The organism is Lactococcus petauri, assembly GCF_023499275.1.
GTDB classification, from domain to species: domain Bacteria; phylum Bacillota; class Bacilli; order Lactobacillales; family Streptococcaceae; genus Lactococcus; species Lactococcus petauri.
In genome coordinates, this window is the sequence record NZ_CP094882.1 from 224,990 (window position 1) to 250,762 (window position 25,773).

General features: G+C 41.9%; 21 protein-coding genes. 18 read left to right on the top strand and 3 right to left on the bottom strand.

Translation table 11 applies throughout. The features are described 5' to 3' along the window. The first annotated feature begins 2 nt into the window (after positions 1 to 2). From lgb_RS01150 to recA, 14 genes are all read left to right on the top strand, one after another. On the top strand, positions 3 to 1,064 hold the full coding sequence (locus tag lgb_RS01150; RefSeq protein ID WP_003133822.1) for an ABC transporter ATP-binding protein: 1,062 nt from the start codon (positions 3 to 5) through the stop codon (positions 1,062 to 1,064). Continuing rightward, positions 1,064 to 1,999 carry an ABC transporter ATP-binding protein gene (locus tag lgb_RS01155; RefSeq protein WP_019294202.1) on the top strand — a complete coding sequence of 312 codons (936 nt, stop codon included), beginning with the start codon at positions 1,064 to 1,066 and terminating at the stop codon, positions 1,997 to 1,999. Before lgb_RS01150 ends, lgb_RS01155 begins: the two co-directional genes overlap by 1 nt. A gap of 152 nt (positions 2,000 to 2,151) precedes the next feature. Next, positions 2,152 to 2,595 (top strand): divergent PAP2 family protein, encoded by a 444-nt coding sequence (locus lgb_RS01160; RefSeq protein WP_003133825.1) that lies wholly within the window; start codon positions 2,152 to 2,154, stop codon positions 2,593 to 2,595. A gap of 107 nt (positions 2,596 to 2,702) precedes the next feature. Next, the gene (locus tag lgb_RS01165) at positions 2,703 to 4,274 is read left to right on the top strand and encodes a peptide chain release factor 3 (protein ID WP_003133826.1); all 1,572 of its coding nucleotides are present in this window, start codon (positions 2,703 to 2,705) and stop codon (positions 4,272 to 4,274) included. Between the two features lie 166 nt (positions 4,275 to 4,440). Continuing rightward, the gene (locus tag lgb_RS01170; RefSeq protein WP_242359052.1) at positions 4,441 to 7,035 is read left to right on the top strand and encodes an LTA synthase family protein; all 2,595 of its coding nucleotides are present in this window, start codon (positions 4,441 to 4,443) and stop codon (positions 7,033 to 7,035) included. Positions 7,036 to 7,256: 221 nt separating this feature from the next. Continuing rightward, the gene (gene cshA, locus lgb_RS01175; RefSeq protein WP_019294205.1) at positions 7,257 to 8,876 is read left to right on the top strand and encodes a degradosome RNA helicase CshA; all 1,620 of its coding nucleotides are present in this window, start codon (positions 7,257 to 7,259) and stop codon (positions 8,874 to 8,876) included. Between the two features lie 726 nt (positions 8,877 to 9,602). After that, entirely contained in the window at positions 9,603 to 10,778 is a 1,176-nt protein-coding gene (locus lgb_RS01180; protein ID WP_249663229.1) for a signal peptidase I, read from the top strand. Then, entirely contained in the window at positions 10,753 to 11,817 is a 1,065-nt protein-coding gene (locus lgb_RS01185; RefSeq protein ID WP_019294345.1) for a hypothetical protein, read from the top strand. Before lgb_RS01180 ends, lgb_RS01185 begins: the two co-directional genes overlap by 26 nt. Positions 11,818 to 11,918: 101 nt before the next feature. Then, positions 11,919 to 12,941 carry a hypothetical protein gene (locus tag lgb_RS01190; RefSeq protein WP_019294344.1) on the top strand — a complete coding sequence of 341 codons (1,023 nt, stop codon included), beginning with the start codon at positions 11,919 to 11,921 and terminating at the stop codon, positions 12,939 to 12,941. A gap of 38 nt (positions 12,942 to 12,979) precedes the next feature. Continuing rightward, positions 12,980 to 16,042, top strand: coding sequence for a DUF7601 domain-containing protein (locus tag lgb_RS01195; RefSeq protein ID WP_019294343.1), 3,063 nt, complete (start codon positions 12,980 to 12,982; stop codon positions 16,040 to 16,042). A gap of 288 nt (positions 16,043 to 16,330) precedes the next feature. After that, positions 16,331 to 16,432 carry a putative holin-like toxin gene (locus lgb_RS10305; RefSeq protein WP_080567271.1) on the top strand — a complete coding sequence of 34 codons (102 nt, stop codon included), beginning with the start codon at positions 16,331 to 16,333 and terminating at the stop codon, positions 16,430 to 16,432. A 623-nt stretch (positions 16,433 to 17,055) separates the two neighbouring features. After that, complete coding sequence (era, locus tag lgb_RS01200; protein ID WP_019291394.1) at positions 17,056 to 17,967, top strand: GTPase Era; 912 nt, start codon at positions 17,056 to 17,058, stop codon at positions 17,965 to 17,967. A gap of 190 nt (positions 17,968 to 18,157) precedes the next feature. Beyond that, the gene (gene mutM / locus lgb_RS01205; RefSeq protein ID WP_019294342.1) at positions 18,158 to 18,982 is read left to right on the top strand and encodes a DNA-formamidopyrimidine glycosylase; all 825 of its coding nucleotides are present in this window, start codon (positions 18,158 to 18,160) and stop codon (positions 18,980 to 18,982) included. A 100-nt stretch (positions 18,983 to 19,082) separates the two neighbouring features. Next, on the top strand, positions 19,083 to 20,234 hold the full coding sequence (gene recA, locus lgb_RS01210; protein ID WP_019291389.1) for a recombinase RecA: 1,152 nt from the start codon (positions 19,083 to 19,085) through the stop codon (positions 20,232 to 20,234). Positions 20,235 to 20,270: 36 nt separating this feature from the next. Here recA and lgb_RS01215 read toward each other — a convergent pair whose 3' ends face one another. Then, positions 20,271 to 21,635, bottom strand: a complete 1,365-nt coding sequence (locus tag lgb_RS01215; RefSeq protein ID WP_019291388.1) for an amino acid permease — start codon at positions 21,633 to 21,635, stop codon at positions 20,271 to 20,273. Positions 21,636 to 21,839: 204 nt separating this feature from the next. Here lgb_RS01215 and lgb_RS01220 point away from each other — a divergent pair, with 204 nt between their 5' ends. Together lgb_RS01220 and lgb_RS01225 are read left to right on the top strand one after the other, a co-directional pair. Next, positions 21,840 to 22,214: a YlbF family regulator gene (locus tag lgb_RS01220; RefSeq protein WP_019291387.1), complete on the top strand. Its 375-nt coding sequence runs from the start codon at positions 21,840 to 21,842 to the stop codon at positions 22,212 to 22,214. After that, positions 22,198 to 22,554, top strand: coding sequence for a YlbG family protein (locus lgb_RS01225; RefSeq protein ID WP_019291386.1), 357 nt, complete (start codon positions 22,198 to 22,200; stop codon positions 22,552 to 22,554). The genes lgb_RS01220 and lgb_RS01225 overlap by 17 nt, the downstream gene beginning before the upstream one ends. A 57-nt stretch (positions 22,555 to 22,611) precedes the next feature. Here the strand turns inward: lgb_RS01225 and lgb_RS01230 are convergent, their stop codons facing one another. Together lgb_RS01230 and lgb_RS01235 are read right to left on the bottom strand one after the other, a co-directional pair. Next, positions 22,612 to 23,130: a hypothetical protein gene (locus tag lgb_RS01230; protein ID WP_019291385.1), complete on the bottom strand. Its 519-nt coding sequence runs from the start codon at positions 23,128 to 23,130 to the stop codon at positions 22,612 to 22,614. A 129-nt stretch (positions 23,131 to 23,259) separates the two neighbouring features. Further along, positions 23,260 to 23,856 (bottom strand): CYTH domain-containing protein, encoded by a 597-nt coding sequence (locus tag lgb_RS01235; protein WP_003133845.1) that lies wholly within the window; start codon positions 23,854 to 23,856, stop codon positions 23,260 to 23,262. A gap of 317 nt (positions 23,857 to 24,173) precedes the next feature. Between lgb_RS01235 and lgb_RS01240 the strand changes: the two genes are divergently transcribed. Then, positions 24,174 to 24,854, top strand: coding sequence for a GTP pyrophosphokinase (locus lgb_RS01240; protein WP_019291383.1), 681 nt, complete (start codon positions 24,174 to 24,176; stop codon positions 24,852 to 24,854). After that, the gene (locus lgb_RS01245) at positions 24,841 to 25,653 is read left to right on the top strand and encodes an NAD kinase (protein WP_029343532.1); all 813 of its coding nucleotides are present in this window, start codon (positions 24,841 to 24,843) and stop codon (positions 25,651 to 25,653) included. The genes lgb_RS01240 and lgb_RS01245 overlap by 14 nt, the downstream gene beginning before the upstream one ends. Positions 25,654 to 25,773: the final 120 nt, after the last annotated feature.

Sequence of the window (25,773 nt, forward strand, 5' to 3'; positions counted from 1 at the left end):
AAATGACTGAAAAAGAAGAAAAAGTACTTGAAGTAAAAAATCTGCATGTTCATTTCAAAACATATGCTGGGAAGGTCAAAGCCATCCGTGATGTTTCGTTTGATTTGAAAAAAGGAGAAACCTTAGCTATCGTTGGTGAATCAGGTTCTGGTAAATCTGTCACTACGAAAACGCTTATGGGCCTCAATGCAGCAAATGCCGAAATCCCTCAAGGAGAGATTCTCTTTAAAGGGCGTAATCTCTTAGACATCAAAGAAGAAGATTGGCAAAAGATTCGCGGTAATGAAATCTCAATGATTTTCCAAGATCCGATGACTTCGCTTGATCCAACCATGCGTATTGGTAACCAAATTGCTGAGCCATTGATCAAGCACAGAGGAATGAAGAAGAAAGAAGCTTTAGTAAAAGCTTTGGAATTGATGAAAGCTGTAGGGATTCCCCAAAGTGAGCAGCACATTAATGACTATCCACACCAATGGTCGGGAGGGATGCGCCAACGTGCAGTTATTGCGATCGCGCTTGCAGCTGATCCAGAAATTCTTATCGCAGATGAACCAACGACAGCTTTGGACGTTACTATTCAAGCGCAAATCATGCAAATGATGTCAGAGCTTCAACAGCGTATCGAATCATCAATTATCTTTATCACCCATGATTTGGGTGTAGTGGCTGGTTTTGCTGATCGTGTGGCTGTGATGTATGCAGGCGAGATTGTGGAGTATGGAACAGTAGAAGAAATCTTCTATAACCCACAACATCCTTATACATGGGGACTTCTCGATTCTATGCCAACGGTGGATACTGATGTTGAACGTTTGGTTTCCATTCCAGGGACACCTCCAGACTTGCTCAATCCCCCTAAAGGCGATGCTTTTGCCTTGCGTAACCAACACGCTCTCGAAATCGACTTTGAAGAAGAACCACCTTATTTTGAAGTGTCACCAACACATCAAGTAAAATCATGGCTCTTAGATGAACGCTCACCAAAAGTTCTGCCATCTGAAAATATCCAACAACGCTGGACCCGTTGGGAAAAAATGAAAATGAAGGGAAATGCTGAATAATGACTGAAGAAAGAAAAAAACTTGTCGAATTCAAAGGTGTTGATCTGGTTTTCAACAAAGGAAAAAAGAATGTTAATAAAGCCATTAATGACGTTTCCTTTCATATCTATGAGGGAGAAACCTTTGGCCTTGTAGGTGAATCTGGTTCAGGTAAAACAACAATCGGCCGTGCGATCATGAAGCTTTACGACATCAATAAAGGAGAAATCCACTTTAACGGTAATGATGTCAGCAAGATTAAAGGTGCTGAGCTGAAAAAATTCCGTGAAAAAGTACAAATGATTTTCCAAGATCCACAAGCCTCACTGAATGGCAGAATGCGGGTCAAAGACATCATCGCTGAAGGTATTGATGTAAACGGGTTGGCTAAGAATAACGAAGACCGTACAGAAAAGGTCAAAGAACTTCTTAAACTCGTTGGTCTTAACCAAGACCACATGACACGTTATCCTCATGAATTCTCAGGAGGACAACGTCAACGTATCGGTATCGCCCGTGCCTTAGCGGTAAACCCTAAATTCATCGTGGCTGATGAGCCAATCTCAGCTTTGGATGTCTCTATTCAGGCACAGGTTGTTAACTTGATGCGTGATATTCAGGAAAAAGAAGGCTTGACTTATCTGTTCATCGCCCATGATTTATCTATGGTAAAATACATCTCTGACCGAATCGGAGTGATGCACTGGGGTAAAATTCTGGAAATCGGAACATCTGATCAGGTTTACAATAATGCTTTACACCCTTATACGCAATCTTTGTTGAGTGCCATTCCTGCGCCGGATCCTATCTCAGAGCGTAGCCGTGTCCCACAAGCTTATGATCCAACAACAGAGTTGGATGGTCAGCCACGTGAATTGCGTGAGATTACGCCAGGACACTTTGTTCTTTCGACAGAAGAAGAAGCCGAAGAATACAGAAAAATTGCAATGGTATAAAAATAACTGCACCTTGAAAGGTGTAGTTTTTTTATCAAGCCCAGAAAAGCATCTGGGGACTATTTTATTATTGAATTTACCTTAAATGGTATAAAATGAAGTTAAGGTGAGTCACAGTATTTTTATAAATGAAAGAGGAAAGAGGAAGGATGATGAACTTTTTTACTGAAATTATAAGTAACCAAATTTTAATCACGGCCATCGTGGGATGGTTTGCTGCACAAATCATCAAAATTATTGTCGATATCTTTCGCTATCGTAAACTGGATTGGCGATTGCTTTTCGCGACAGGCGGTATGCCGAGCTCGCACAGTGCTTTAGTAGTTTCTATGACAACAGCGACAGGTCTTTCGCAAGGTTTTGACTCCGCTGTATTTGCTGTTGCTACTGTTTTTGCATTCGTCGTGATGTATGATGCGCAAGGAATAAGGCGTCAAGCAGGGACACATGCTTATATTTTAAATATCATTATCAAAACAATCGAAAACCCTAAGATAAATGCAGAAAAAGCCTTGAAAGAACTTCTAGGTCATACACCTTTTCAAGTCTTGGGTGGAGCAATTTTAGGAATTATTGTGGCCCTTTTAATGAATTAAAGAGATAACAAACCTCCTAAAAGCCGTATAGCAATTGATAAAGAACAGTTTCCCTGTTTTTTTGCTATAATAATAAGGCATATATTTTGATAAGAATAGGTTAAAAAATGAATAGAGCAGAAGAAATAAAAAAACGCCGTACCTTTGCCATCATCAGTCACCCGGATGCTGGTAAAACAACAATAACAGAACAACTCCTTAAATTTGGTGGAGCAATCCGTGAGGCCGGAACGGTCAAAGCACGTAAAACAGGAAATTTTGCAAAATCGGACTGGATGGACATTGAAAAAGAACGTGGGATTTCCGTGACTTCATCAGTTATGCAGTTTGATTATGCTGGCAAGCGCGTGAACATTTTGGATACGCCAGGGCACGAGGACTTCTCTGAGGATACCTACCGTACTTTGATGGCCGTTGATGCTGCGGTCATGGTTATTGATAGCGCCAAAGGTATTGAGGCCCAAACCAAAAAACTTTTCCAAGTTGTAAAACGCCGTGGCATTCCTGTATTTACCTTTATTAATAAATTGGACCGTGATGGTCGTGAACCGCTAGACTTACTGAGCGAATTAGAAGATATTTTGGGTATCGCTTCTGTGCCTATGAACTGGCCAATCGGTATGGGGAAAAACTTCCAAGGGCTCTATGACTTTTATAACAAACGTATCGAAGTTTATCAACCTGAAAATGGCGAGCGCTTCATTGAGTTTGGGGAAAATGGTGAAATTGATGCCAGCCATCCCCTGACAAGTAATCCTTTCTATGCGCAAGCTATGGAAGATGCCGAGCTCTTACTTGATGCCGGGAATGAATTTGATGAAAAGGAAGTACTTGCTGGTCAGTTGACACCTGTCTTCTTTGGTTCGGCCTTGACAGACTTTGGGGTCGAAACCTTCTTGGATACTTTCTTAACTTATGCGCCAGAGCCAAATGGACATAAGACTGTTGAGGATGAAATTATCGATCCATTACGTGAAGAATTCTCTGGTTTTGTCTTTAAGATTCAAGCCAACATGGATATTCGTCACCGCGACCGTATTGCCTTTGTGCGGATTGTGTCGGGTGAATTTGAGCGAGGAATGGGCGTAAAACTCCTTCGGACAGGGAAACAAGTCAAACTTTCAAATGTGACTCAGTTTATGGCAGAATCTCGTGAAAATGTCGAAAATGCGGTAGCAGGTGACATCATTGGGGTTTACGATACAGGGACTTACCAGGTTGGTGATACGCTGACCACAGGTAAACTTAAAACACCTTTTGAACCACTACCAACTTTTACACCAGAACTCTTTATGCGCGTGACTGCTAAAAATGTCATGAAGCAAAAATCATTCCAAAAAGGGATTGAGCAGTTGGTGCAAGAAGGGGCGATACAGCTCTACAAAACCTATACGACAGGGGAAATCATGCTTGGTGCGGTAGGTCAACTGCAATTTGAAGTTTTCAAACACCGTATGGAGAATGAGTACAATTCAGAAATTATCATGACACCAATGGGCAGCAAAACAGTTCGCTGGATTAAACCCGAAGATTTAGATGAAAAAATGTCGTCAAGCCGTAATATCTTGGCACGAGATCGCTTCGATCATCCACTCTTCCTCTTTGAAAATGACTTTGCCATGCGTTGGTTTAAAGATAAATACCCTGATGTGGAGTTGATGGAGCAATTTTCTGTTTAATATTCTGACAAATTACTTGAAAAGTCCCTAAAGGACTTTTTTTATTTTTAAGATGAGTATTTCCCAAAATTATATCAGAGCAGAAAGTTCAGTGTTAGTCTTTTTATAAGAAAAAGGCTTGTATATCAGTGGTTTTTAAGTTGTTTAATATGCTATAATGAAACTTATGCAAAAGTATAGTAATATAATAAAAAAGAACAGAATATTGCAAATAATTTCGATAATTTTCTTATTTATAGGCTTATCCAGTGTAAACTTTGCTAATGTTTTACCTGAGGAGGTAACTTACTCAACCCCAGTTACTTTTTTACTTTTAGCCTATCGTATTGTTGGATTTTTCGGTCTTGCTTATCTGGCGCTTGTTTTTGTAAAGAATAAAGATATCTGGATGATGCAAGTCACGAGACGTTCGAGGAGAAAAAACAAGCTATTGGACTGGAAAAAGATTCTTGCCGTTCCTTGTATTTTAATTGCGTATTATCTTTTTCATCTTTCGATGATTCTGGTTGAGAATATAAATAATGCAGCTTTTAGCATAGATTATATTTCCTTAAATTTGAATCTTCTTGTCGAGCGGTACTTTCCATTAGCTTTTGTGATTCTTTTAGCTATAGGACTGGTCACCCATATACCTGACAGTAAGAAATTACAAAAAGTCTCCAATATTGCGGCAGATATTAAAGTCGAGCATTTTTATATGGCTTTACTGACGAGTGTGGCTTTTCTTGATAATATGACACGACGCTTAGTTTGGAACACAGGCTTCGGACCAGTAAATTCTGCAGGGAATCTACGCTTGGTTTATGTCGCAAATAATATCGTAGGACGTGATGACTTTTTACGTCTTTTCGGAAATTTTCTTTTTGCCTTTATAGTTATTTGTATTCTAAGCTATTTTATTGTTAAAGGGATTCAAGCGTTTAAAGCCAACAAAGTGAACTTTTCATTGGCTTTGACAAGCAGTTTACTTTTGGCTATGGTATTCAACTATTTTATCCAAGCATCAATGAAAGTTGAATCAGGACCTATGTTCTATGGTTACGTTGTTGCAGGGATGAGCCTCTTCCAAATCTTAGTTTTAACTTTGATTTTTATGGCTATCTATTTACTACTTAATCGTTACATGATTGCTACAGCAGTTATTATCCTTATCTTTGGAAGTTTCACTGTCGGAAATGCAATAAAATTTTCTGAACGACAAGAACCTGTCTATGTTTCAGAACTTTCATGGTTAATGAATCTTAAGTCTCTGCTCTCTTTCGTTGATCTAAAATTGGTAGCTGTAGCTGCGGCAATACTTTTAGTTCTTGCAGCTCTTGTCATTTTATTAAGCCGGAAATTTTTCAAGGGTAAGATAATGTCTTGGAAAGAAAGAGGATTGACAGCGATTATTCTTATCGTTCTTGCTTTCCCTTTGGTTCAAAACTTCCGAAATTTTACTTCGCCAGATAAACAGATAAATGTGCCGGTATTAACACAATATATTAAAGTTTCAAATGGAGATATTTTATGGAAAGGCTCACCTAATATTGCGCGTGCCAAGTCCCTTTCCTATGTTTGGGTGAAGCAAATATTTGGTAAAGCGATGGATGAGCCAGAAGGTTACAGTCAAGCCAAAATACAAGAGATTGTTCAAAAGTATAGCGATGAAGCGGAGAAAATCAACAAAAATCGCTCCTCGCACATCACGGATCAAACGGTTATTTATCTTTTAAGTGAATCCTTATCAAATCCCAACCGTGTCCAAGGCGCAACTTTATCAGAAAATCCGTTGAAAAATATTGATGAAATTAAGGCAAATGCAACCGGTGGTTTGATGTATTCAAATGGATTTGCTGGTGGAACTGCCAATATGGAAGCACAAACTTTAAGTGGACTTCCAAAAGTTAATTTTTCAAGTAATATTTCTACGATTAATTCTGATGTTTTTCCAAGCATGCCGTTTATTCCTTCTATTTCGAATTACTTCCCAAATAAGATTGCGCTTCATCCAGAAAATGCAACCAATTATAATCGTAATTCAATCTATAGTAAACTTGGTTTCGATCATTTCTATGCGCTCTCGGGCACAGACAAAGCTGATTTATTAACTAATCAAGAAACACTCGATGGCAAGGTTTCAGATGCTCAAACTTATAGAGATGTTTTAGAGAAAATTGATCCCTCTAAATCACAATTCTTTAGTGTTTTGACCATGCAAAATCATATGCCATATACGAGCTATTCTGGTTCCTCTACTATCACAGCTTCAGGTGAAGGTTATTCCGAAGCTCAAAATAAACTTCTGGAGAATTATGTTCGTAAGATTTCGGATACAGATAAGGCAACCAAAGAATTCTTGACAGAACTTGAGAAGATTGATAAAAAAATTACTCTGGTTTTCTATGGCGACCACTTGTCAAATGTCTTTCCTTCTGACTATGCTGGCTTCAAAGAGGATCCACTAAATGCTTATAAGACAGATTACTTTATCTGGACTAACAAAGGAAACACTACCAATAAACAAGTGGACTTAAGTTCAGCAACCTTTACGCCAGCTTTATTTGAAGCAACAGGCTCCAAAGTTTCACCTTACTATGCTCTCTTGTCAGATGTGATGTGGGAAGTTCCGGCAGCCTATAACTCGCCTTTATCTTCAACAGTAACCTTGACAGAAGAGCAAAGCAAACGTATGGAAGATTTGAAGTTGGTACAATATGACTTAACCTCTGGTAAACATTATTTGAAAGAAGATTCTCCTTTCTTCAAATTGGAAAAATAAAAAGCGCTTCAAGGAGTGCTTTTTTATTGGTTCTTTTGATGCTAAAAAAAATTTTTAAAAAAATAAAAAAGGTAAGCATTTACATCTTTAAAAGTATGATATAATAGTCAAGTTATATATTCAGGCGAGTTAAGACAAAGATTTTTTCGCCTGTAACTGAGCTTTCGAGCTTGGTCGTCATATTTGCCAGTGGCAAATTTAGAAAATTATAGGTGAAACAATTGAAATTCAACGAACTCGGCCTTTCAGAAGGCATTGTCGAGACGCTTACAGCTATCGGTTATGAGCAACCAACGCCAATCCAAGAGCAAACGATTCAACTCGCGCTCTCAGGACGTGACGTTCTTGGACAAGCTCAAACAGGTACTGGTAAAACAGCCGCTTTTGGCCTTCCAACAATCGAAAAAATTAATCCAGAAAATAAAGCGATTCAAGCTCTTGTAATCGCCCCAACACGTGAACTTGCAGTTCAAGGACAAGAAGAACTTTTCCGCTTTGGTAAATCTAAAGGGCTTAAAGTCCGCACTGTTTTTGGTGGTTCAAGCATCGAAAAACAAATCAAAGCTTTGCGCTCAGGTGCTCATATCGTTGTGGGTACACCGGGACGTATGGTTGACTTGCTCAAACGTAAAGCGCTTGACCTCTCACATCTTGAAACATTGATTCTTGATGAAGCAGATGAAATGCTTAACATGGGCTTCCTTGAGGATATCGAATTCATCATCGGCAAAACACCAGCAGAACGTCAAACATTGCTCTTCTCAGCAACTATGCCAAATGACATCAAAAAAATCGGTGTCAAATTCATGAAGAATCCAGAGCATATCAAAGTTGCGGCTAAAGAAATGACTGCTGACCGTATCGATCAATACTTTATCAAGACAAAAGAATTTGAAAAATTTGATGTCTTGACACGTTTGCTTGATGTTGAACGTCCAGAACTCGCTATTGTCTTTGGACGTACAAAACGTCGTGTGGATGAAATCACACGTGGTTTGAAATTACGTGGTTATCGTGCTGAAGGTATTCACGGTGACTTGGACCAAAACAAACGTTTACGCGTTTTACGCGATTTCAAAGGTGGCCACTTGGATATCTTGGTTGCTACTGACGTTGCAGCCCGTGGACTTGACATCTCAGGTGTAACCCACGTTTACAACTACGACATTACCCAAGACCAAGAAAGCTATGTTCACCGTATCGGTCGTACAGGTCGTGCCGGTAAGTCAGGTCGTTCTGTAACCTTCGTTAGCTACAATGAAATGGGTTATCTCCGTGCCATTGAAAAATTGACCAAGAAAGAAATGAAGGGCATGCGTCCACCAACAAAAGAAGATGCTTATCAAGCCAGTCTTTCTGTTGCCATGGATGAAATCAAACGTGACCTCCAAGACGGTAGCCTTAAAGGCAAGTTGACAAAATTTGATGCTGATGCAGAACAACTCATGGCAGAATACGATGTCAAAGAATTGGTTGCTATGCTTATCCAAAGCCGTGTGAAAGACCCTGACACAATGCCAGAAGTCCAAATCACAGCAGAACGCCCATTGCCATTTAATGGTGAAGGCAAAGGCTTCAAGGGCAAAGGTAAAGGCGGCAACAAAGGTGGCGGCCGTTATGGACGTGATCGTAACAACAACCGCGGTGGCCGTGGTGGCGATCGTGATGGCAAGGGCGGTTACCGTGGCAAAGGCGGCGACCGTGACCGCGACGACAAGAAACGCAACTGGCGTGATCGTGACGATAAAAAACGGGACTACTACAAAAAAGACCGTAAACCAAAAACACAAGGTAGCGAAAAACAAGCTGGCTTCGTAATGCGTAATCGCGGCGATAAATAAATAGAAAAAACGCTCAAAACGGCATTTGAATAGCTGTCTTGAGCGTTTTTTTTTAGAACGAATATGAAAAAAGGAAAAGTAAAGCAGTATTTGAGGATATGTCATGACAATGTTATAATAATGTCATAGCCAAGTGAGATTGATCCCTCGCTTGTCTTGTAAGTCTGTTTAACTGGAACAAATAGCGTGCCCTTCACACAATCCAAGACATGGGAGGTTAACACTATGAGGGAAAGGAAAGCATGGGATGCTTGTTATCTATGTTGCTCTTGCGATATCGATAGTTCTTAGGGCTTGGGGTCGTTTCAAAATTGACTCATCAATAGCTGATAGAATTAAAAAAACGTCTCGCAGGAGACGTTAAAGACAAGAGTTCCAAGATTTACGCTGGGAGCTACGGCAATAGCTCTCAGCTTTTATTTTAGTATATCAAAACGCGTAAATAAAGTCAATAAGAGTAGCTACAACTATGGCAGAGAGAATATTCCCAACTCATAGGGAAGTATCCAAAAACAAAAACGCAAATTTATGAGAGCTAAAAAAGGCTCTCTTTTTTTTTTTTTTTCATAATCCTCACATATCTTTTTTATTTTCAATATTAATTTTATATAATTGTTATGTAACTAAAATGTAACTATATAAATATTAGAAATGTCATATATATATCTGTAACTCAAAATTTATATGAAGAGAGAAATCATACTTTGGATAGAAAGGAGGAAAGGAATGGACAAGACACCCTACCCGCTCGATACGCTGAAAAGTTGGGATCTGAGTGGTGGCGGCAAGTTTACCTTGGATGCTCTTGAATTTTCACCGGACATCCAAGACCTTCTCGATGAAGTGGAACTCATCCTCTCAGCCAGCGAAGCACGGCTGAAGGATGCCCCATCAGAATCAGCCCCATCAGAATCAGCCCCATCAGAATCAGCCCCATCAGAATCAGCCCCATCAGAATCAGCCCCATCAGAATCAGCCCCATCAGAAACAGCCCCATCAGAAATCTTGCGCAACAAAAGTCCGGCAGTTGTGCCAGATGTTACCGGCACAGCCCAGGACCAGACGTTTGCAGCTACAGCGATAGAAAAGGATGTGGCGCAGGTTGAGCCCGAGAAGCCTTACCATTGTTATACCGCCTTGCCTCTTGAGGAAAGGCGGTATCCGACACTGGTCGTCAGTCAGATGACGGTATCGCCGGCGGCGCGCTCGGAGTTTTATCATCGGCACAGTCCACAGCTGGCTTTTGAGGATTATAGCAGTAACCACCCAGCAAAGCCCAAATCAAAAGGCGCTAGCCTTGTGAGCAATGCTTTTTTCTACCTTATCATCATCGTGCTTTTGGTCTTTGTCGAATCACGCTTAATCTTGCAGGATGAAGCCAGTAAGCCCATCAATATAGGTGGTTTTTCGCCCATGACTGTATTGTCTAACTCTATGCGCAGCGTTTATCCACGAAATAGTTTCCTCCTGACTCGACAGGTGGATGCTAATACACTGGATATCGGTGATGATATTACCTTTATCACCGAGTCCGATCGAGTGGTGACCCACCGTATCACAGGCATCGAGGAAAATCATCTGCGGACCCGTGAGCGAGGTTTCACGACTAAGGGGACGGACAACCAGCGTGAAGATGCCGATATGGTCCATGCCAGCAACATCATCGGGCAGGTTATCTTTTCCAGCTATCCGCTGGGGCGCGCCATTCACTTTATCCGAAACAATCTGATTGTTTCAGTTATCGTCATGTTAATTGCTACCTTGTTGCTCCATGAGATTATCAACTATATCCTTTTGGCATTGAAACAGCGGAAGTTGAAAAAGAAAAAAGGGGGACGGCAAACGCGCGATGTGACAGAAAGCGAGGTGCGGACATATGAAACAGCGCACGAAGTTTTTTGAGAAATGGGCTTTGCAAAAGTGCACTCTAGCTGTCAAAGCCTGCCCAAAAAGCTTGCGCTTTCTGTGGCATTACAAGAAAAGGCATATCATTTTCGTCCTTCTTCTGACAACATTAAGTCTTAGCGTGAGTGGCACCTTTGCCTTTACCAACTTCGGACAACGTGTGCTGGGTATAACTTCTCATCAAGCACCGCCCGGTGCACGCTTGCATGATGACTTTGAGGGTTTTGGTCATCTGACCAATGGGTCAGGTAGAGTAAACAAAGATATCTATGTGGAGAACTTCTCCTCAAGAAAAATCTTGGCTCGAGTGCTTCTGAGCGAGTACATGGAACGTGGACAGGGCGCGGGCGAGCTGACAGGCAATCAAGCGAGGCCACTGGAAGGTGCAGGTTTAGAGCAAGCCCAGCTTACTGATCACAGCTCTTGGGCGGTTGTTAAACCTGAGCGCGCGAGCAACTCTACGATGGCGGACTTTGTCACGCTCTATCTGGGCGATGACAATAGTCGTCCGAAAATCTTCATGCCGACCTTTAACCAAAACAATCACAGTGCCGAGTCCAATACCACAGGAGACGGGCGTGAAGGGCAGACAGGAGGATTCAACACTGACTTAGGGATACCGATGCCCGGCACGCACGATCAGTGGAGCGAGGGACAAAAGCATACGTCTGACTTACGCACTTGGGACAAGGCAGCAGAAGTAGAGGTGGTGATACCTGATGTGACCCACGTGGCACAGGCAACGGTCCAGTCCGACTTTGGCGGCTACATGACCCTGCAGGAATGGCAGAGCACAGGTAAGCCGACTGGCAACTTCTGGGTGCATGATGATAACGGTTGGCTTTACTGGGCGACATGGTTGCCCCAGCGCACAGCGACCAGTCTTCTACTGGATGCTCTAGAGGTGGACTTTGACAACAAAGACACCTACTACGGGCTTTATGCCGAGTCCGACTTGGCAACATCCGAGGATGTGGGCGACTGGACAGGAGTTTCGCCCTCAGCGCAAACACTCCTCGACAAAATCATCAACTAAAGAAAAAGACAACTAAAGGAGGATACTATCACACCGAAAAATACCGTCTCTATAAAGTTTCAACACTCAAAAAATAAAAAAAGAAAAGGAATTATGATTTTATGAAAGATAGAACCAAAAAACTCCTCAAGATTGGTGGCCTTGCTGTGGCGCTTGCCCTGATCGGTGGAACTTTCGCCTTTACCAACTTCGGACAGCGTGTCCTCAATATCACGGAAGACACCAACCGTCCAGAGCACGGTGGACGTGTTCATGACTATTTTGATGATGCTTCAGGCAACAAGGACGTCTTTGCTGAAAACTTCGGGACACAGCCTATCTTTGTCCGTGTGAAGTTGACCGAGCTTATGACCAAGAACGACATCTCGGTCGTACCCGGCGTTGACCCTACAAGTGATCCAGAAGAGTGGCCAGCTTATATCCCGGAAGTGGATAGTCCAGAATCTCTAAGTGGATTTCGTGTCCCTTTAGAAGGCGGAGACTCTAATCCTCTAGATATCTATTACCGTCTAGCCTTAGGAAATCCCACGCATAATGAGAATCGTCCATGGTTTATGCCGACATTTAACCTCACTGATAACGACGAATCTGCCGCCGCAGGAACAGCCCATGATGTTGCAGCTGGAGGAGTTACGCATCCAGGAGCGGGTACAGCTGGTTATTGGCAAGCCAATCAAGTATCTAATGCGCTTGATGGCCGACTTCCCCCTGATGGTACAGACTCTACAGAGGAGCACCCAACGCGTCAAGTGCTTAATCAAGACCATAGTGTCATCACTTTTGAACAATGGGCTTTTATGCGCAATAATCCATCTGAGTTTCCGGGCTTCTCAACAATTGGAAACTACTGGGTTGTTGACGAAACTACAGGTTGGGCTTACTGGGCAAATATCTTAGAACCTGGTCAAGCGACCAGCTTCTATGTCGATGCGAAGCTCCCACAGAGTGCAGGACTTGGCGCTATCAGCGGTGACTGGAATTACACGCTTCATGTGATGGGAGGATTTGCAGGAACTACTCAAGCAAATGTCTTGGAATTGCTTGAAGATGTGGTAGACGTAAATGGAGCAACAATATGGCATAATGTTGCAACTGAGTTAGAGCTTGAGGGTTGGGACGACTAACTTGTAAATAACCCCACTAAAAAAAAGGAGGACAGGTTTTGAGTAAATTCCAGCAGATTTTTCGCGGACTGGTAGCTAAACGCCCTGTCCTCTTTTCGCTACTTTGTTTGTTATTACTTGCCACAGGGATAACAGGAACCTGGGCTTGGAGCAGCGGCAGACAAAGCGCCATCAATGATGGACAGGTACAGACCGCCAAGCGTACCGTCCAGCTACTCAAGCTGGAGCGAGATACAGCAGGAAACACAACCAACATCCCTGTCCCCGGCGCCGACTTTGCCCTCTATGAAATCACTCAGCAAGACCCCGAAGTTTATGAGCAGGTGGGTACGGTTAGGACCACCGATGCAGACGGGCGGATAAGTGTTGCCTTGCCACCAGGGCGGTATTTCTTCCGTGAAGTCCGTCTGCCTTATGGCTTTGCGCCCGATAAGGATCAGCAAGGACAGGAGCTAAAGCGCTACGACTTCACAGTTGAGCCCAGCACGCCCAACGGCTCTACGGTCGTGACCGCCTACAACCGCCGGCTCTCAGGCGACCTCATCATCGAAAAGACACTGAAAAACGACGACGGGCGCGAGCTTTCCGAGCTGCAAGGCGCGCAAAAGTTTGAATTTCGCGTGACCTTCTCTGATGGGGGCACGTACAGCTACCAGATCAATGGCGAGGGCGAGGAACATCAGCTGGCTTCAGGAGAGACATTGAAGCTCCGCCACGGACAGCGTGCGGTCTTTAGCGCTCTGCCTGTCGGCCTACATTATGAGGTGGAGGAAGTTGGCTTCCAGCATGGGCAAGCCCATAATACCTCGGGTAATATCAACCATGAAGCACCGTCTGTCGTAGCTTTTACCAACTTTGGTAAGACACGCACGCTTGATATTAAGAAAGAAGTGATAAACTTTGACGGCTCTGAGGTGACCGAAGAACAAAAGCTACTTGAGTTTGAATTTACCATCCAACTTCCTGATGTGCCAGAAGATGCTAGCTTTCGCTATACCACAAACCGCTACCAAATCGACGATGATCCGGAGAATGACGACGACATTCGTGAAGGCAAGCTTGCGCATGGCGACACGATAAAGCTCCGTCATGGCGAGATTCTCATTATCCATGACTTGCCCATCGGCATATCCTATAAGGTTATTGAGTCAGTTAGGACGGACTTTGTCTCTGAGACGGAGTATATCCGTGGGGAGATAGTAGCAGATACAGTGGGGAACCGCCATCTCTTCCGCAATATCTATCAGCCCGAGGGTCAGTTGCCAAGCTTTACAGCACTTGCCTTTACCAAGTTCCTCTACTCGGATGATTCTGCCGACCTCAAAGAATACTTTGAGTTTGAGGTGATACTTGAACCTCATGAAGGGCGGACTTTCCAGTATAGGATTGTGGAAGGCGATAAAGAAGGGGACTTAATCGACTTCGTCTCAGGCGATATCATTCGCTTGCGCCACGGTCAGAAAGCCCTCTTTCAGGATTTACCACCGGGCTTGACCTACAGGTTGCGAGAAATTTCCACCGACTCTTATATCGAAGCCCTACAAGAAATCAAGGGGCACACGGTCAATGTGCCCAAGGAAGAGCAAGCCAATAAGGCGCATAAGACGGAAAAGACAGTAGAGATGGAAACTAATGATGATGCGGATGACTCTGACGACTCTGATGAAGTTCCTGCTGATAATAACGACTTGCATGTCGTGCGTTTTCCCAACTACCGTATCCCGTCCGAGCGCGCCAAGTTGATTTTGCAAAAGCTTGTCGAAGGTGTGGGTTATGACGCAGGCCATGAGTTTGTGTTTGACCTCTATATCAATGATGTGAAAGACCGGGAGATTCGCCTGCGCAGTGGTGAGAGTTCTGTACCTATCGAGCTGGAGCTGGGCGACCGTTGGCGAGTGGTCGAGCATGACAGCTTTGATGCGGGCTTCAGCCAGCAGAGCATTGAGTATGGCACAGGAAGCGTGGAGGATGAACATCGCAATCGTAATATCTATGTCCGCCAGACTAACCGCTATCTCCGCTCAAACATTTCCCTTTCAGGACAAAAGACTTGGGAAAAACCTGACAGTGTGCAAGTGCCTGAGCAAATCACAGTACAGCTCCTGCAAGATGATATGGTCGTCCGTCAGACCGATGTGACCGGTCCGGACTGGACTTACCGCTTCGAAAATTTGTCCAAGTTTGACGATGCGGGCGAGGAGATAGACTATCGTATTCGCGAAGTGCCAATCTCTGGCTGGCAAACCAAAACTAAGGCGGGGTCTATCGATCTGCATAACACATGGATACCGCCAGTTAAGGCGCAGTTAGAGATTGAAAAACGCCTGATAGGCGATCCTGCACCACAGGACGAACGCTTCAGCTTTATCATGAATCCGGGTGGGCAGACGGTGCATATCACCAATAGCGGGCGCGTTTCTTTTCCTCAGGTTTCTTTGGACCGAGCGGGAACTTTTGAGTTTACGGTACATGAAAAACGTGGAAATACTTTAGGCTGGACCTATGACAATGCAGAGTATACCTGGCATGTACAAGTGGAGCAAGCTCTAGATGGCAAGCTGAGCTTAGGTAAGCAATGGCTGAGCAAAAACGGACAAGGGGTTGAGAGCTTACGGCCGGTCTTTACCAACCATTTTGACAAGCGCGCCTTGCTGGGCGAAAGTTTGGATATTCCTGTGAAAAAAGTTTGGGAACATAAGGAACTTCCTCCTAACTTGCAACCGCAGTCCATCATTGTTCAGCTCTTTGCAGGTCAGGAGGAAGTCAGCCGGAAACAGCTCAGTCAAGCGAACGACTGGCAGGCGATTTTCCAAGATGTGCCACGCTTTGATGCAGACGGCAAGGAGATTGTCTATCAGGTTAAAGAGCTGGCTGTCAATGGCTATGAGACAAAGATAAGCGGCGATGCACGGAAGGGTTTTACCATTCGCAACACTTATGTGGGAATGAAGCAACCGCCAAGCCAAGCGCCTCCAGCAGACAAACCACGAACCACGGAGCGCTTGCCAGATGTTGGCGATACGCTGGCAGTTGGTGCGGTACTTCTAGGACTTATCTTCCTACGGGTTGCTTACCAACTCTATAAGAGGAGCAACAGCTAAAAATAAAAAATGGAGCAAGTGAGGACTTGATCCGTTTTTTAATGGTGTGCCAAATATGGCTTACTGACTGCCAAGTTTTTAGAGCGGTAAAATTCCGTGGAGACAGGCTTTGCAGGGCTTCCCGAGGGGAATAGAAGCACAAGTGAGAAGGAGAAGCGCTCTTTTTAAGGCGCAACGTCTATGCTATAATGAAGCTGAGAGAGTTTTAAGCGGTTGGCTTAGTATAGAAAGAGGGGTGATGCCGATGATACAGGGCAATTCCCTATCAAACTAGAAAGGCTAGATTTTTTGAGTATTTCCGACAGCTTAAGCTTGATGCTCGCCTTTGCGGGCTTCATCCTGATGCTGCTCCATCTCATTATCGAGATAATAAAGAATACAAAAAAATAGACCGCTAACTTTTGGACAGTTCGGTCTATTTTTTGACTAACTAATGCCAACCGTCTTAAGCGGTCTCATTGGAGCTTGTTAGTAGCAAGCTCCTTTTCTTATTTTTATTATAACATTAGCCATACCTTATATCAAGAGAGTTGAAAACAAGTTTTAAAACATTAAAGGACAGGATGGGCATATCTGCCCCTAGCTAAAGCAGACAACTTAGATTTAAGATTTCTCTATGCTAGAATGATAGGGTAGAAGTAAAAAGACGGTAGCCTGATTGGAGGTGATGCCATGGTTTTGGTAATCTCTCATAAAACATGAAAGGCGAAAGGTTTGTCAATATTTGAGACTTTAATGTTTGCTCTTGCATTTGCAACGCTGATGTTAAAAATCAACGATAGAAACAAAAAATAACTGTCATTATACTTTTAGCTGAGTATGACAGTTATTTAAACTAAATATTGGCTACCGTTCTTAAAACGGCTACAGGGGACTTGTTAGCGCAAGTCCTTTTCTTATTTTTATTATAGCATGAGCTATACTTAATATCAAGGCACTGAAAACTTTCTCTTTTCCCTCAAGAAAATATAGAAGAGGGAGAATATAAGGCTAAAATATGGTAGAATAGCACTATGACAAATAATACTTTTAAATCAGGATTTGTAGCCATTTTAGGCCGTCCCAATGTTGGAAAATCAACATTTTTAAATCATGTGATGGGCCAAAAGATAGCGATTATGAGCGACAAGCCACAAACGACACGGAATAAAATTCAAGGGATTTATACGACAGATAAGGAACAAATTATCTTTATCGATACACCGGGTATCCATAAACCGCATAATGCCTTGGGCGATTTTATGGTGCAATCTGCCTATTCTACGCTTCGTGAGTGTGACATGGTCCTTTTCATGGTTGCTGCTGACGAGCCGCGCTCGACTGGTGAAAACATGATTATTGAACGCCTGAAAACTGCAGATGTCCCTGTTATTTTGGTTGTTAACAAGATTGATAAAGTTCACCCAGATGCACTTTTTGAAACTGTTTCAGACTATACTTCACAGATGGATTTTGCGGAAGTTGTGCCAATTTCGGCGCTACAAGGCAATAACACAGAACGTTTACTCGGAACATTGAGCAACAAGCTCGAAGAAGGCCCACAATACTTCCCAGAAGATATGGTGACAGACCATCCAGAACGCTTTTTAGTTAGTGAAATGATTCGTGAAAAAATCTTGCTTTTGACACGTGAAGAAGTGCCGCATAGCATTGCAGTAACAACAGATTCGATGAAACGTGACGAAGAAACAGGTAAAATTCATATCATGGCAACTATCATTGTTGAACGTAAGAGCCAAAAAGGAATAATCCTCGGTAAAGGCGGCGATATGATTCGTAAGATTGGGAAATTGGCCCGCCGTGATATTGAACTAATGCTGGGTGATAAAGTTTATCTTGAAACATGGGTCAAGATTAAAAATGACTGGCGCGACCGTAAGATGGATTTATCTGACTTTGGTTACAAGAAAGAAGATTATATGTAAAAGTTGGCTCGTTTGAGCTGCTTTTTTATTATATCGAAAAAACCAATATAATCTATTGATTTTAATAAGGAAATAGACTATAATATTGATAGGTTCAATATTTGATGGGTGGGAAGAGCTCCGGCTTTTGCATGAGTGTGCTGTACTCTCCATTGATTAGACCCAATAATTAGGATAGGATGGCAAACAGATGCCTGAGTTACCAGAAGTCGAAAATGTACGCCGAGGCTTGGAAAACCTGGTGAGAAATAAAAAAATATTGGAGATTGAAAGTTCATATCCACGAATGGTTTTAACAGGATTCGAGGAGTTAAAAAAAGAACTTGAAGGTCAAGTCATCAAAGATATCCAGCGCCGTGGCAAGTACTTGCTTTTTGATTTTGGTCAGTGGACCTTGATTTCCCATTTACGTATGGAGGGGAAATACCGGGTAGAACCGCTGGAGTTTGTCAAGCAAAAGCACGATCATCTCTTTGTCAAGTTTTCAGATGCGACACTTGTTTATGCTGATGTCCGCAAGTTTGGCACCTGGGAATTATTGAAAAGTCAGGATGTTGAACGTTATTTCCTTTCGAAAAAGATTGGCCCAGAGCCAAGTTTTGAAACCTTTGATGAGAAGATTTTTGCTGAAAAACTAAAGAAATCGAAAAAGAAGATAAAACCTTATCTTTTAGACCAGACTTTAGTTGCTGGGCTAGGAAACATCTATGTTGATGAGGTACTTTGGCGCTCACAAGTGCATCCTGAAATGCTTGCTTCAGCCTTGAGCGATGTTCAAATTCACCGCATTCACGATTATACGATTGAAGTCCTCCAAACGGCAGTTGAACGTGGGGGATCCAGCATTCGGACGTATAAAAATGCGATGGGTAAAGAAGGAAGTATGCAGGAGTTACTTATGGTTTATGGCAAGCAAGGACAGCTTTGTTCACATTGCCAGCAAGCAGTGATTGAAAAGATAAAGGTCGCAGGTCGTGGATCACATTTTTGCCCATATTGTCAAAAAGTAGAGTGAAAACTTCAATTTTTTACGTACTAAAATATGCGGTGCAATCAGTTTCAAACAAAATTAAAAATGCTATAATATAAAGAGCAAGAGATTAACGGAGAAAATAATGGCTACAAAGAAAAAGAAAAAATTAGAAGATATCACAAAAAAATATGGTGCAGAACGTGAAAAAGCCTTAAAAGATGCGCTTGATCTCATCGAAAAGGATTTTGGTAAAGGTTCTTTGATGCGTTTGGGTGAAGCAGCAAGTCAAAAAGTTCAAGTCACAAGCTCAGGAAGTTTGGCTTTGGATATTGCACTTGGTGCCGGTGGTTATCCTAAAGGTCGTATCATCGAAATCTACGGTCCAGAAAGTTCTGGTAAGACTACGGTTGCGCTACATGCGGTTGCTCAAGTGCAAGCTGAAGGTGGTATTGCTGCCTTTATCGATGCGGAGCACGCTTTGGATCCCGTCTATGCTGCAGCGATTGGTGTCGACATTGACCAACTTCTTTTGTCACAACCTGACTATGGTGAGCAAGGCTTGCAAATTGCTGAGAAATTGATTGAATCTGGTGCAGTGGACCTTGTTGTTGTCGACTCTGTTGCTGCTTTGACACCACGTGCCGAAATTGACGGTGAAATCGGAGATTCGACAGTTGGTTTGCAAGCACGTATGATGAGTCAAGCCATGCGTAAGCTTGCTGCAGGCATCAACAAAACAAAAACAACGGCGATTTTTATCAACCAATTGCGTGAAAAAGTCGGTGTTATGTTTGGTAGCCCAGAAACAACGCCTGGTGGTCGTGCTTTGAAATTCTATGCTTCTGTACGTTTAGACGTTCGTGGTAGCACAAAAATCGAAGAAGGCTCTGGTGACAACAAAACAGCCATTGGTAAGTTGACGAAGATTAAAGTTGTTAAAAACAAAGTTGCGCCACCATTTAAAGTTGCTTTAGTAGATATCATGTTTGGTGAAGGTATTTCTAAAACAGGTGAACTCTTAACAATTGCCGTTGAAGAAGGCATTGTGAAGAAAGCAGGTGCTTGGTTCTCCTATAATGACGAAAAGATCGGTCAAGGTGCGGAGAAAGCGAAAGCCTTCCTTAAAGATAATCCTGAAATTTTCAATGAAATCGACCGTAAAGTACGTCAAAATCACGGTTTGATTGAAAGTGATGAAGAAAATGAAAAAGAAGATGCTAAACCAGCAAAAGCAGATGAAAAAGTAAAGGTTGAAGCAGCTGGAGTAGAAGAAATCGAGCTTGAATTAGAATAAATAAAAAAAACTTCTGTATTCAGAAGTTTTTTTTATTTATAAGTCAACTGTTTTTTCTTTACGGAGATAAGAAATAATCCCGAAGACGACGATCCAGATTGCTGAACCAATCGCTGGTATACGTGTATCTTTGAAGAAGAAGAGGGAAATAAAGATTAAGCCAAATGCGACGATAGTCACTGGAACTAATACGTTCGGCATTGGAACCTTAAAGCCGTCTTCGAGATACTCACTTGATTTTCTATATTTTGTATAAGCAATCAAGGTCATGATATAAACGATCAAGAAGAGATTAGTCGCAACACTTGTGATAAAGACAAAGCCGTTAGACACACCAGGAATAAGTGAGATAAATGGGGCTAAGAAGATTAGTGCTGCTGTGAAGAAAAGGGCATTTGTTGGGATACCATTTTTCGAAAGTTTTGTGAAGGGCTGTAATGCTTTGTCTCCGTGTAATTTTGAAAGAGAGAAAAGATTACGTGTAGTTGAGAAGAGTGCTGAATTAAGCGCTGAAGCTGCAGAAGTCAAGACGACAAAGTTAATCACTGCTGCTGCCCACTTGAAACCAATAAGGTCAAAGACCATAACGAATGGAGATTGATCTGCAGGAATATCTGTCCAATGATAGATAGACATAATCGCAGTGAGTGCTCCGATATAGAAGATTAAAATACGAATCGGAATTTGATTAATCGCTTTTTTAAGTGTTGGACGTGGATCCAAGGTTTCAGCAGCGGTCATTCCGATAAATTCCATCGCAACAAAGGCAAACATTACCATTTGGAAGCTCCCGATGAAGTTTGTGATGCCATTAGGGAAGAAGGAGAAGTCCTTCGTCACATTGCTAAGACTAACTGTTGTACCATCTGCTTGGAAGCCACTGAAGGCCATGATGATGGCAGTAACAATCAACCCAACGATAGCAACGATTTTTATCATCCCAAACCAAAACTCTGTTTCACCGAAGAATTTAGCGTTGAGTGTGTTTAAAGCAGTTAAGGCCAAGAGGATAACGGTTTCGGTAAGCCAGACAGGAACACTTGGTAACCAGAACTGGATGTAGACCCCTACAGCGGTTAACTCAGCCATAGCCATAAAGATAACAACAAGCCAATAAGACCATTGAATAAAATATCCGGCCTTGTTGCCTAGATAGTGACTGACGAAGTTAAGGAAAGAGTGTTGCTCAGGATCCATATAGAGCATTTCACCGATTGCACGGAGCAAGATGAACATTAAGGCACCAATAATGATATAAATCAAAAGAATGGAAGGCCCGGTCATACTGATAGATTGACCTGCTCCTAAGAAAAGACCTGTTCCGATAGTTCCTGCTATTGCAATAAGCTGGATGTGACGATTTTTCAGACCTCTCTGGGTCTGATTGTTTTCATTATTCATAAAAACCTTTCTGTAATTTTATGTACAATTATAGACATTATCAGTTAATTATATCTTTTTTGAATTAATTTGGCAAGATGATGTGCTACATGTTTAGAACAGACTTATAAAAAATGTCATTTATGGTAAATGAAAAAACAGAGAAAGTTTACGGAAGAGGGTTGAGAAAAAGCGGTAAAGTTGGTTTTCTGGTATAATAAGGTTATGTTAATCATAAATGAACAGTTGTTTGAAATTGATGATTTAATCGATGAAGTGGTTAAAGATTTTTTGGAATTACCCGAAGTCGCTACTTATCGTGCTTTAAAAAAGGCTTTTGAAGAAGATGAAGACTTACAATCTAAGCTCCGACTTCTTACGGACAATCAGGAGTATATCGCTTTTAGGCCAGAACTGGCTCAGCTCCGAAAAGAAATCCTGCTCAATGAGAAGGTTTATCAGCTTCGCGTAGCTGAAAATGATTTGCAGGAGCTGTTATCCGAGCTAACAAAAGACATCAGTTCAGCAATTTCAGAACACATTTTTGTAGATGAAAATTTACCTTTGAAAGGAGGAAGCCGTCATGGACGCCATCATTGATAAAGAAATATTGACAAAGAAATCGGAAGATAAGACAGTTCGTCCGCTTGAAATGCAAGGGAGAATTGCGCTTTTTGTCTATTGCAACTCTTACAAAGGGAACAGACAACTTAGTCACTATGGGGATCTTGGCTATACAAGCCGCAAAGCGCATTATAGCTTGCTTTATGTGAATGAAGAAGATGTTTCCGAGACAATCAAGAAACTTAAAGCACTTAAATTTGTGAAACGAGTACGTCCAAGTCATCTGAAAGATCTCAACCAGAATTTCTCTGAAGCTTTTGCGGAGACAAATGAAGTGATCAAAGGACAACTGGAAGCTGCTTTAGGTAAATTGTAATGGAGACAAGACATTATAGACAGAGCCTTTAAGGCTGTGTCTACAAAAAAACTGCCCTTAGGCAGTTTTTTCAATGTGACGAAGATAATTTTGAATAAGGGCTTGTGAGCAATTTTCGATGTGTAAACATTCAGTATCGGTATAAATTAAAGTAGAGGGTACTTGGGTAAACTCATTTTTATAAAATTCCTGAGCATTCTTAATCATTTGTTTTTTAGCGAACTGACGATGAGTAATAAAGTCAGCGGTTGTGAGCTTTATTTCGCAGAGAATTTCATGGCGCATTTGATTGTTATAATCTAGTATGCTGAGGTTGTCCAGTCTCTCCTGTAAAGCTAAGATGAATTTTCGCCCATACTTTCGTCCGTGTAGATTTATCGTCAAGAAATCGGAAGAAATTTTTTGGAGGCGGTCAAAGCTCGCGTTGAGATTTTCAATATTTTTGGGAAGTTCACTGTTGTCACGTAATTCTTTAGCTGCAGCAAGTGTAGCTATTGGATAGAGGTACCAGCTGTGCGCATCAAATTCGGAAAATTGATTGAGAATAGGCGTGAAAAAATGATGAATATCATACATGAGAGTTATTGTTTTCCTTGTTAAAATCTTTAATATTATTGTTTATCAGTTGTGTATCCACGTTGTATAGTGTACCAAATTTTATATAGGAGACCAAATTATATGCAAAAAAGTGCTGAAACAGCACTTTTATTGTTTTTTCAGGTGGCGTAAACAGTCCAAGAAGCGTACAACTTTTGATTTTGAAAAACGAAATTCAATATGGTTTTTCTTCAAGAAAGCAAGGAAATCTTTTTTACCTTGTTCACTATCAGTCACTTCTAGCTCCAACTCATAATCAGTATGACCCAGATAGTCATTCTTATCCAGAGCAGCAAGCCCAATAGGGAGATGTTGTTCGTAGCGGATCGTTGTTAAACTACCAATCAGAGTAATACTCTCCAAATCTACTCCGCGCTCAACTAAGATGTCGCAAATTTCACTCAGGTCAGTTTTACCGCAAGTGATACTTTTTTGTGCGAGTAGATATTGTGCTTCTTCAAGTGTAAGGTCGATATTATGTTCGATATTGCCTACTTGTTGAGGGACCTTGAGTGTCATTTCTGCTGAACGATCAAAGGTACGGATACGCAGAGCTAACTTTTTCTTACGCAGTGTAAAATCTTGAGAATCAAGATAGTGATTTGTCTGTCGGACTGGAGTGACGTGTGAAAAAAGTGTTTTCAATCGGTCATACTCCGGCATAGAGAGCATCGTCTTATGCTCAATTTCTAAATTTGTTGACATTTTTATGTATAAAAAGATGCTCTGTTTAGATTACTCTTTACAAGATCTCCAAGAGAGGCATCCTCCCTTCTTATTAAAATGATGATTGATCTATTATCTAAAAGTATATCAAAAGCCTGTATCTAAGTAAAGCCAGAAAAGAAGAGGGAGCTCCTTTCTTACGGTCTACAGTGCTATTAAAACAGAATTTTGCTTCTTTTTCGTAGATGTAAATTAGTCAAGCTGTCTAGTGAATGGGGGCGATATATGGTATAATTGAGAAAGACCTGTAATAAAATACAAAGGAGAATTGACCGAGCGTCAATTTGGATAAACATATGACTGAAAGTACAACAACTGAATTTAACTGGGAAGAATTTCTTGATCCTTATGTCCAAACGGTTGGGGAACTGAAAATCAAACTTCGTGGTGTGCGTAAGCAATTTTTAAAGAAAAAACTTTACTCACCGATTGAGTTTGTCACGGGGCGCGTGAAGCGACGTGATTCGATTCGGAAGAAGGCAGCCATGCGAGGATACACCCAAGAAACAATCCGAGAAATGGAAGATATTGCTGGAGTTCGTGTCATGGTGCAGTTTGTTGATGACGTCTGGGATGTGTTAGAGCTTTTACGAAAACGTAAAGACTTAAAAATTATCGAAGAGCGGGATTATATTCATAACCAAAAAGCAAGTGGTTATCGTTCATATCACGTGGTTATTGAGTATCCGATTGATATGATTGAGGGTGCCCAAGTTGTGCTTGCCGAAATTCAAATTCGGACCTTGGCGATGAATTTTTGGGCAACGATCGAACATTCCTTAAGTTACAAATATGGTGGTGTGATCCCCGAGGAAGTTCGAGAACGCTTGACTGCTGCGGCGCATATGGCTGCGCAGTTGGATAAAGAAATGGGTGCGATTCGCGAAGATATTCAAGAAGCCCAATTGCTTTTCGATGACCCGCAAGCAAGACTGGACTACAAGAAAGAAAACGGAGAAGACAATGAGCTCTGGTAAAAAGATCTGGTTGGTAGGGAATTCAAGTGAAAAATCACAAAAGACGCTGTTAGAATTAACAGCGCTTTTGCAGTCCAAAAATTTCAGGTTTGAAAAGGAAAACCCAGAAATTGTTATTTCAGTCGGGGGAGATGGCACGCTCCTCAAAGCTATGCACCTCTATGAGGACAAGCTGGATAAAATTCGCTTTGTCGGTGTTCATACGGGACATCTGGGCTTTTATACCGACTTTATGAATACAGATCTTGATAAGGTGGCGCTTGCCCTAGAGTCTGAAACTGCTGAGCATGCTGTTCATTATCCCCTTTTACGGATACGTGTGAAATTTCAAGATGGTTCAGAAATGCTGCACTACGCACTGAACGAATCAACGATTCGCCGAACGTCTAAGACTTTAGTTGCGGATATCAGGATTTCGGATTTTCTCTTTGAAAAATTTCGAGGCGATGGCTTATCTGTATCCACACCAACAGGTTCAACAGCTTATAATAAATCTATCGGCGGTGCTGTTTTACACCCTCGTGTGGAAGCTATGCAGATGGCCGAAATAGCTAGTCTTAATAATATTGTTTATCGGACATTAGGGGCACCAATGGTTGTTGCTAAGAAAGACAGTATCATTATCTGTCCAGAAGATGTTGAGGATTACAGTGTTACTGTTGACCAGCTGACTTTCAACTACGAAAAAATTGAAGCGATAGAGTACAGCATGGATGGTAAAACTATCGCTTTTGCAAATTGTGCCCATACAAGCTTTTGGGAACGCGTGAAAAATGCGTTTATCGGTGAAGTCGAATAGCGCTGCTCACACTTTTCATTTGTGTGTAGAGTGTTTCTTGACCTAATTATATTTACAGAGCGAGCAAATATGTTATAATAAAGTTCTGTTCTAGGCAAACTCCGACATATGTTGGAGTTT